General features: G+C 39.0%; 4 protein-coding genes. 2 read left to right on the top strand and 2 right to left on the bottom strand.

The window, feature by feature from the left end; translation table 11 throughout:
• Window positions 1–138: 138 nt before the first annotated feature.
• Complete coding sequence (locus P1K33_RS02085) at window positions 139–6,819, bottom strand: choice-of-anchor J domain-containing protein (protein WP_284651189.1); 6,681 nt, start codon at window positions 6,817–6,819, stop codon at window positions 139–141.
• A 188-nt stretch (window positions 6,820–7,007) separates the two neighbouring features.
• Between P1K33_RS02085 and hflX the strand changes: the two genes are divergently transcribed.
• A complete protein-coding gene (gene hflX, locus P1K33_RS02080; protein WP_284651188.1) occupies window positions 7,008–8,228 on the top strand; it encodes a GTPase HflX in 1,221 nt (406 codons plus the stop codon).
• Between the two features lie 3 nt (window positions 8,229–8,231).
• Here hflX and P1K33_RS02075 read toward each other — a convergent pair whose 3' ends face one another.
• Window positions 8,232–9,020 carry a THC0290_0291 family protein gene (locus P1K33_RS02075; RefSeq protein WP_284651187.1) on the bottom strand — a complete coding sequence of 263 codons (789 nt, stop codon included), beginning with the start codon at window positions 9,018–9,020 and terminating at the stop codon, window positions 8,232–8,234.
• A 260-nt stretch (window positions 9,021–9,280) separates the two neighbouring features.
• On the opposite strand from P1K33_RS02075, the gene gdhA reads away from it, so the two are divergent.
• Window positions 9,281–10,624, top strand: coding sequence for an NADP-specific glutamate dehydrogenase (gdhA, locus tag P1K33_RS02070; protein ID WP_284651186.1), 1,344 nt, complete (start codon window positions 9,281–9,283; stop codon window positions 10,622–10,624).
• Window positions 10,625–10,772: the final 148 nt, after the last annotated feature.

Below are 10,772 nucleotides of genomic sequence, written 5' to 3'. Positions count from 1 at the left end.
ACACTCATGTTATACATGTACTGCGTGTAATGAGGATCTTGCTGTGCTCTTAACTCTGTTACTGCTAAAGCTAATACTGCAATGAAATATAGTTTCTTCATTTTGTTGTGTTTTATTTTAAATCCAATTTAGTTTGTCCTATTGTGCTCGGTTGATGTAAATCCATCCTGTTTTAGTTTCACCATTATCTCTTTCGATTACGAAATAATAAGTGGCATCAGGAAGCTCATCTCCATTGTCAGATTGACCTCTCCATTGATCTGTATAATCTCCTTTGCTATATACTTTTACTCCGTATCTGTTAAAGATACTCAAGTTTCTAACATTGAACCCTCTAAGGTCAAATGAATCGTTTAATCCATCATTGTTAGCAGAAATTCCTTTTTGAATTACACAAGTAATGGCATCAACAACAATAGAATTAGAACTCTCACATCCATCAGAAGTTACTGTAACAGTATAAGTATCAAGGTTAGTAACTACAATGCTTTGAGTAGTTCCTACTGTTAAACCAGCACTATTTTCCCATACATAGGTAACATTTGGATTAAATGTACTTCCATCAAAAGGAGAAACAGTTAACACAAAATCATTTCCATCACAATCACCCGATACTGTAATTTGAACTGGTGCTGCAATTACAACTTGTGCTGTACTTGAACTAGCCACTCTACAAGTTGCTGCATCCGCAGTTACCGAATAAGTCACTGTATAGGTTCCAGCTGGTGAAGCCAAACTAACTAAACCTGTTGTAGGGTTTATTACCAATCCTGCTGTTGCAGAGAAAGTACCACCAGTTGTAAATCCAGCTGTTGATGTATTTGGTAATGGATCAGCCTGACCAGAACAATATGGTGAATTATCATAACTGATAGTAGTTATCGGAACAACCTCTGGCAAAATTTCTACAGTAAATGAAGTAGTTCCAGTTACTAAACAAGTTGCAGTATTTGGAGCAACAGTATAAGAAACCGTATAGATTCCTGGTATTGAACCAGCACCTCCGGTACCTAAAGTAATTACTCCTGTCGCCGGATTAATATTCAATCCAACTGGTGTTGAAGTGAATGTACCACCTGTGGTAAATCCGGCTGCCAAAGAAGGCGACATCGATGGTGCTGCATTTTGACAAATTGGCGTTGTATAAGTGAATCCTGTAACCGGAGTTACTATCGGATTGATTACAATCGTGAAAGTTGAACTTCCTGCTTGTGTACAAGTCGTTGGATTGTCAAGAACTGTATAGGTTACAACAAATGTTCCTCCTGCAGGGTTACTTCCTGCAAGATTTATAACTCCCGTTGTTGGATCAATATCCAATCCAGCTGTAGATGAGAATGTTCCGCCTGTAGTAAAGCCAGGAGCAGAAGTATTCGGCACTGGATTAACAGTGTCGTTTTGACAAACCGGAGTTGTTGGGTAACTGAATGTAGTTACCGAAGGATTTTGCGGAATCACAGTTAAAGTAACGGTAACAGGAATAGAATAACATCCCGTTGCAAGGTCGTGTACCGTGATAGTGTGGTCTCCAGGAGTCACACCTGTAAAAGTAGTACTTGATTGGTAAGTTCCGTTATCTAAGCTATACTCATATCCTGATGCAGGTAAAGCATAAGTTCCAACATTAGTATAATCCTGAGGATCTACAGCCGTCCAATCTGCCGGATTCCAGATCAAACTAGGAACTGTAGCAGTATTGTTTCTTCTGTAAGTATATCCAGCTTGGTTAGCAGGTGTAAATGCTACACCGTCTGTTCTGCCCCATAGATCAACATCAACATCAGCACTAGTAGTCAATTTCATGTAATCATCAGTATTTACACCTCCACAAGAAGCAAAAACTTGATTTGGAACTACTCCGCCTTGATTCGTTGCACTTCCAACAGCTACTACAAAAGTACTGTTGTTGTTTAACATTCCTGTCAATTGATTATCGCAAGAAGCTGTTGTGCTTCCGTTATTATAAACTTTTAATTTATAATTGCTTAAATCAACCGCTGAACCTGTTCCGTTGAAAATTTCCACATAAGTTAACGAACCAACATCTTCATCTGTTACTTCAGAAATAAACAAGTTGGCTGGTAATCCGCCACCAGTGTTTACAGGGGAAGTAACTTCAATTGTTCCGGTTTGAACCGCACAAGTAGGTTGTGTTACATTCAATGTTGGTTGAACTGCAGTATTAATTGTTACCGTAAATGATTCCTCATCAGTACAACCACCATTATTTGCATAAATAAAGATTGTTTGCGAAGTCGTAATTGGAATGCTGGCATCTATTGGATTTACACCACCAGAAGCAGCAAAATAATTTCCAACTGTTAAAGCAGGTAATGTATAAGTATTACAAACTGAAACCGGAGCTGGTTGAGCAATATTCGGCGTATCAAGAATCTCAACAGTTGCTGTTGGGTTATTACCGGCACACACACCAGATCCTGGTAATGTATAAATAATAGTGTAAATTCCAGGCGAGCTTAAACTTGGATTTATAGCTCCTGTATTAGGATCTATAGACAACCCTCCGTTAGGCGTCGCTGAATAAGTACCACCCGCAGTACCCGTAAATGTTACCGTTTGAGGAGTAGTAATGCTGCCACAATATGAAGCTGCTGAATAACTGATAGTAGCTGCTGTAGGTTCTACAATACTAATGGTAAATGATTTTACTTTTTCACCACAACTTGCAGTCGCCGCTACAGTATTTGTGATTATATAATTCCCCGGTGCACTTGCTTGGAGATCAACTTCACCTGTCGCTGTATTAACAAATACTAATCCAGGTACAATTGTAGAAGAGAATACTCCTGCTACAGAACTTTGGGCAATAACCGGTATAGGGTTTGGTGCTCCCGGAGTTTTGCAGTATACCGTTGGATTATAGGTAAAGTTCGCATCCGGACAACAAAGTGTTGTTCCTGCTCCAGGCGTATTTTCATTACTTTGAACTAAGTTAATAAACCCAGCCTGATTAGAGAAGTTGGTAATTAATATTACATAATATTGACCCGCTAATGCGTTGGTAATATTTAAAATCTCCGTAGGCGCAGCAGAATAACTACAACCTGTTTGTTGGGTTACCGGCACTCCAATTCCAGGAGGTGCAAATGGCCATGCTGCTCCAATAAAGTTACATGCCGCCGTCTGATCTGCAAATGGTCCCCAAGCCGCATAATCCACATCAATGTTTGGTGCTCCTCCAGGAGTTGTTGATTGTGTCAACAAATAGTTAATAGGCCCTGAAGTGTTTACCTGAATAGTGAAATAAGCCGGGTTAGGAGATGTCCCCAAACATCCAATGGTTCCTAAATTGGCAACACCTGTAGTGTTTGCATAGTTTGTAAGACTACAAACTGTTGAAGCAGTAGGACAAGTTGATGGTGTGGAAATACATAAATTAAACGTTGTTGATTCTGGTGTATTTCCATTCGAGTAAACCCTAATGTAATAAGTATTTCCAACAGTCAAGTTGTTCAACACACCTGACAAAGAAAAGGCTGCACTACAGAATATTTGAGTTAACGTACCACATTGTCCAGAATAAGCCGCAAAATTTAAATTGGTTGAAGTTCCTACTACGTTTTGTAACGCCACATTCAAATATGGGTTGGTTGCAATAAATTGAAACCAAACATCATCATCTGCTGTACCGATACAAGGTGCAATAGCCGGTGATGGAGAAGCTGTTGCTCCTGCAATAGACCCGGAAGCTATTTGTTGACATACTGCAGATGAATTTACCGGAACGAAAGTAGCGCTGCCACATTCATCATTAGCCAATAATGTATTGAAATTAAATCCACCAGCTAAAGCACTTTCTCCTTCTGTAGGACAATTAGCTCTCACATAGAAAGTATATTGTGTCCCAGGGGTTAATCCTGTAATTGTTGCAGGGTTATTAGTAACCGTGAAGAATCCTGGATCAGTTGGTAGCGGAACAGGATCGCCTAGCTCCACTATGATAATATCCCAAGAAGTAACCAATGGGTTAGATTCTGTCCATCCTAATAAGGCGGAAGTAGTTGTAATTTGTGTTGCTGTTAAAGCAGTTGGTTTTGCACAGTTTGGTGCTGGACCACATGTTACTGTTGCTACCCAACCCGGTCTGTTAACAGAACCATCACTTCCAAATTGGAAAGTTAAACATCCCTCAGCATTTGTTGATGTAAACGGACCAGGGATAGCTGTTCCCCAAAATGCACCAGGTGCAGTTGTTGGGGCAAAACCCGGACCATTTGTACTTGAGATTTGATCTACACCAACAGTATCACTGTCATAAACATATAATCCATCCCAGCTAGGTTCTGTATTAAATTCACTGAAAGTTACGGTAACAACCTGTCCCGGAGGTGCACAAATGGTAACAGTTGAATTTGTACCATCCGCATAGTTAGCTGTTGGCCCACCCGGATCTGTAAATGTTCCACCACAAACTGGCGGCTCAACCTGAGTTGTAAACGTTGCTGGTCCTGTCCATGGACTAAGATCGTTGCCCGGACAAACCGCTCTAACATATACATCATGACATGTAGAGGCTGGTAAATTGGTTAAAGTATGCGGATTGTCAGTTACAATTGTACCTACTGATGCAACTGTTGGAGCAGGATCACCACATGGTACAGTTATAATTTCCCAAGTTGTTTGTCCTGGACCTCCGTTTGTCCAACCAATGGTTGCCTCATGGGCTAACACACCGCTTGTAGTAATTAAACCAGGTTCCGGACAAGTTGGGATTTCTTCAATAATTACATTATCGATGAATATTCTCCATCCGTCTAAACCACCATTAGGAACATGCCATCCGATATTTACCGGACCTGAAATCCCCGCTAAACTTACAATGCTTTGCGCATAAGTAGTATTACTATATGAGGTAAGTGGAAGTAAGGTTGTAGTGAAATCTACCGGACTTGGTCCGTTCTGAGACAACATTACTCTAAAATCATTTGGCTCAAAAGTAGATTGAACTCTGTAATGGAATTTTAATCTTTGATTTCCGTTCAAAATGATTTGAGGAGAAATTAACCAGTCATTATTAGCACCATTGTTAAAATCGGTATTAATGGCCGCACATTGGTTTCCTTCAAATGGATTGGTTGCATAATTCATATCCCATGCATCTCCATCACCATTTGAATTTAAAACCGTCCAACAGCTTTCTGTTGTCGAACCTGTATTAAACCCTTCCTGGAAAGGAGCAGTAAATGCAGCACATAAGGTATTGAATAAAAATGGCCCTGACCACGCACTAAAAGTTCCGTTGTTACAATCTGCTCTTACATAAAATTCATATTGCGTATTAACGGTTAAAGGTCCAACCGGGTTAATTGTATTGCTACTGGTTTGTGTTCCCGAACCAGGAGGAATTCCTGCGCCTGGAGCTTGAAGAACATATTCCCATGAAGTCGCTGCTCCTGGGTTAGCCCAAGTTAAATTCGCAGAAGTTTGTGTTAAACTGTTAACCCCTAAAGTAGTCGGTGGAGGACAGTTAACAACTTGTATTGTTAAAGTATAAGCCGTTGTTTGTGGCGCTGGCCAAGTTGATATTACAAAATAATATGTTGATCCTGCAGTAACAGGTAAGTCAAATGTTCTAACATTTGTGTTTCCATTGGCAACACCCGCTAAACAGTTAACACCGATATCGGCACAACTGGCATAAGCAAAAATTCCTGAGAAAGTTCCTGTTGGTGTCATTGTTACATTAATCACACCGGTTGTTGTTGCTGTATAAGAATACACAACATCATTTCCTCCTAAATAGTTATTTGCAGAACCACATCCTGCTGCACCACCCGGTGTCCCTTCTATACCGGTATCACCATAATTGGCAGTGTTATCAGTTGTGTTATAAGGAAGTGTCGTAATTACAATCGGAGCAGCACAACTAAATCCTGGCGATGTCGTTGAAAATGAGTAAGGTCCTACCCAAATACTGTTTGCTCCATTGGAACATAAAGCTCTTACGTAATATTTATAATTTGTATCCGGCGCAAAAGGCGTTCCGGTTGCAGTCGCGGTAGCTGTATAAGGCAAAGCGCCATTGTAAATTACACCAACACCTGTAGGTGCATTTGCGAAAGGCAGTACTTCAATTTCCCATGAAGTAGCTCCACTTGGGTTACCCCAACTTAAATCTGCAGAAGTTTGTGTTATATTTCCAGCGGTTAATGCTGTTGGATCTAAACATCTTTCAAGAATACTTACATTATCCACCAACCATCTGTCTCCATCTAACACGGCTAAAGGTTGTGTGTAAACTTTTACAAACGCAACATAAACCTGTGTGCCTGCAAAAGCTGACAAATCAACTACTTTTTCTTCGTAAATGTTAAATGTGGTTGTCAAATCTGTTTCTGTCCATGTTTGAACAGTGTTGGTATAAGCTGCCGGGTTTGTCTGAACTGAGGCAGCAGGCGCAACTCTAATTTGATAAATAGTTCCTTGGTTACCATTGGTAAACATTCTGGTAAAAAAACGAAGCTGACCATTTGCCGGTATATTAACCAATGGCGATGCTAAAAAGTCTTCAGAAGTGTTTCCCTGACCAATATTTTCCCTGTTCACATAGGCCGCATTGGCTCCTGCATAAACAATTTGGTTAGGTGGCGCAACAACAGTACTATTGATTCCCCATCGTTGTACAAGACCTACGCCGTTATCAAAAACAGCCCAGTTACCTGTTCCTAATGTCCAGTTCGTTGATGGCAACGCATCTGGACCTGTTGTATTTTCAAATCCTTCAACCGTTGGCGTAAATTGCGCGTATCCGGTGATTGAGAAGAATGCCAACAAAATTAATAATGTAATTTTTTTCATGTAATGAAAATTTTAGTTGTTATTGAGTTTTTTTTGGATTTTGAGTTCCAAATTTAGTAAAAATTATGAAAAAAATAACATTTATATTTTTTTTGCCAAAAAAATTGAAATTTAAGTTATGATTTGGTAAAGAAAATGTATCCCAACTTAAATTACTTATCACTATTTTTGTGGCTCAAATAGAGCTAATGTTAGAAAAAGAAGTAATAAATTTTGAGCGAACAGTAATAGTTGGAATTGTTACACAAAACCAAAGTGAGGAAAAGCTAAATGAATACCTGGACGAGTTAGAATTCCTGACGTTTACTGCCGGCGGGGAAGTTATCAGGCGGTTTTCACAAAAACTGGAAAGACCTAATCCTAAGACTTTTTTAGGGACAGGAAAGATGGACGAAATCAATTTATTCATCAAAGAAAATAATATCTCAACTGTAATTTTTGACGATGAATTATCGCCTTCCCAACAAAAAAATATTTCCAAAATTTTAGACTGTAAAATTTTGGATCGAACCAACCTGATTTTGGACATTTTTGCCCAAAGAGCAGAGACTTCTTATGCCAGGACTCAGGTGGAATTGGCACAATGCCAGTATTTGCTGCCACGCCTTTCCGGCATGTGGACTCACCTGGAACGTCAAAAAGGAGGTATTGGCCTTCGTGGTCCGGGGGAAACAGAAATCGAGACCGACAGAAGGATTGTTCGCGACAGGATTGCATTACTAAAAGAAAAAATCAGGACTATCGACAAACAAATGGCAGTTCAGAGAAGTAATCGCGGTGCCATGGTTCGTGTAGCACTGGTAGGTTACACCAATGTCGGAAAATCAACTTTAATGAATGTCATCAGCAAGAGTGAGGTTTTTGTGGAAAACAAACTTTTTGCCACATTGGATACAACCGTTAGAAAAGTGGTGATTAAAAACCTGCCCTTCCTGCTATCAGATACGGTTGGGTTTATTAGAAAATTGCCAACTCAACTGGTCGAATCTTTTAAAAGTACACTTGATGAAGTTCGTGAAGCCGATTTACTGCTGCATGTCGTAGATATTTCTCATCCTGATTTTGAAGAACACATTAATTCCGTTAATCAGATTTTACAGGACATCAAGAGCAATGACAAACCAACCATCATGGTTTTTAACAAAATTGACGCGTACAAACACTTAGTGATTGAGGCCGATGATTTAATCACCGAAAAAACGCCCAAACATTATACTTTGGAGGAATGGAAAGATACCTGGATGAGTAATGTTGGAGAAAAAAATGCCTTATTCATTTCGGCTACCAACAAGGAAAATTTCGAAGAGTTCAGAGAAAAAGTATATGAAGCAGTAAGAGAAATTCACATTACGCGTTTCCCATACAACAAATTTCTTTACCCGGATTATAAAGATGTAATTGAGGAGTAAATCCTATTGCAGATAGTAGATATATCCAACATTCAACCAAACATTCCAATCGTTGGCTCTGTTTTCAACATAAACTGCAGGATCGGGATTTAAACCGTCAACCCAGTTGGAGAAATAATACTGCCAACGCAAATCAAGCATTAAATCAGAAAGTTCCGTTAACTTATAACGTGTTCCGACACTCCCAACGATTGACCAAACAGTTCCACCCTGATTGGTAGTTGCATTATAATATTTTATCGGTGTCGAAAGTGGCGTGTTTAATGGTCCAATCGTAGAATAAGCTTCCGGGTCATAAAAACTGAATTGACCTCCCAAACTGATAAAGGGCGCCCAAGCTCCAATAGTAGCAGAAAAATCTCTAATGCTCAAAGGGAAATATTCTAATTGCATCCCAATGTTAGTAACCGCAGTACTTCCTCTCATCGCTCTTAACTGGTCAGCCATTAAAGAGGTTCTGCTGTCATCAACCCATTTACCAAAATGTTGCAATTCTGTTTTGTTGTATGACAATTCACTTCTTAATTTGAAGTGGTCATTAAAATAAGTTTCAGGAGTGTAACAGTTACACTCAGCTCTATAGGAGAAATTCAGGTAATGAATAATCCCTATACCGTAGCCGGTATTTCCTGCGTTGGTTTTGAAATCGCTCCTTTGTCCATAATCAGATTGAAAAGCAACAGGACCAACAATTGCTCCGATTTCATGCGAAAAACCAAATTGAGCAAAAGCGTTATTTGAAAGAGCAAATAACAACAGTAAGGTTATGATAAATTTTTTGGGCACTTGCATACTAATTAGTTCAATTCTCGACAAATATATAAAAACATCATTCAGTTATAAAAAAAAATAAAAATTTGTTAGCATATATACGAAAAAAAGCAACAAAAGTTTTAAAACGCAACATTTATTACAAGCTTCTTTAAAATTCCTTAACATAAATATAAAAATTCTGAGAATTTTAAAAAAATTACAATCATAATTTTTAATAAAATGTATATTTGTGCGATTTTACGAAAACGTTTTCTTAAAAAAATTAAATAGTATATTTTATGTCAAAAAGTATTAACGATTTTATCGAATTGGTTGCTAAAAGAAACGCCAATGAGCCTGAATTTATGCAAGCAGTAAAGGAAGTTGCGGAAACAGTAATTCCTTTTATTGAACAAAATAAAAAATACCAAAACAAAATGCTTTTGGAAAGAATGGTAGAACCGGAAAGAGTAATCATGTTCCGTGTAACCTGGATTGACGATGCCGGAAACACACAAGTGAACCGCGGTTACAGAATCCAAATGAACTCTGCTATCGGACCATATAAAGGAGGAATTCGTTTCCATCCATCAGTAAATTTAAGTATCTTAAAATTCTTAGCTTTTGAGCAAACTTTCAAAAACAGTTTGACAACATTGCCAATGGGCGGTGGAAAAGGTGGTTCTGATTTTGATCCAAAAGGAAAATCAGATATCGAAATCATGAAGTTCTGTCAAGCGTTCATGACTGAATTGTCTAAACACATCGGTGCTGATACTGACGTTCCTGCGGGAGACATCGGTGTTGGAGGAAGAGAAGTTGGTTATATGTTCGGTCAATACAAAAGATTGAGAAACGAATTTACAGGAGTTTTAACCGGAAAAGGAATCACTTTCGGTGGTTCATTAATCCGTCCGGAAGCTACAGGTTATGGCGATGTATATTTCGCTCAAAACATGTTGGCTACCAAAGGGGAGAGTTTCTCTGGTAAAACAGTGGTGGTTTCAGGTTCCGGAAATGTAGCGCAATATGCTATTGAAAAAGCAACTGAATTAGGAGGAAAAGTAGTTACGGCTTCTGACTCTTCTGGATATATTCACGATGCAGACGGAATTGATGCTGAGAAATTGGCTTACATCATGGAAATCAAAAACGTAAACTACGGAAGAATTTCTGATTACGTTGCCAAATATCCAAATGCTAAATTCATCGCAGGAAAACGTCCTTGGGAAGTAAAATGTGATATCGCTTTACCATGTGCGACTCAAAACGAGTTAAATGGTGACGAAGCAAAAGCATTGGTTGCTAACGGATGTATCTGTGTGGCTGAAGGTGCTAACATGCCTTCAACTCCTGAAGCTATTGAAGAATTCTTAAAAGCAAAAATTCTTTTTGCTCCTGGAAAAGCTTCTAATGCAGGTGGTGTAGCTACTTCAGGTTTGGAGATGTCGCAAAACTCATTGCGTTTGAGCTGGACTTCTGAAGAAGTTGACCAAAGATTAAAGGATATTATGGCTAATATTCACGCAGCTTGTGTGAAATACGGTACTGATGCAACAGGTTATACAGATTACGTAAAAGGCGCAAACGTTGCCGGTTTCGTAAAAGTAGCCGATGCTATGCTGGCTCAAGGAGTAGTATAATTTTAGAATACAACCAACCAACCCGAGGCGCAGCCGAATTGTATGTAGCGCAGCGTAATAAAACCTAAAAAATGCTCTCAGAACTGAGGGCATTTTTTTATGTCAAAATACCAAAACGATAATTTTTCCGTTTATACTATATTTGTAG

The sequence above is a fragment of the Flavobacterium terrisoli genome, assembly GCF_030167905.1.
GTDB lineage: Bacteria > Bacteroidota > Bacteroidia > Flavobacteriales > Flavobacteriaceae > Flavobacterium > Flavobacterium terrisoli.
Note: the sequence above shows the minus strand (reverse complement) of the source record. Positions and strands in the feature narration are given on the sequence as shown.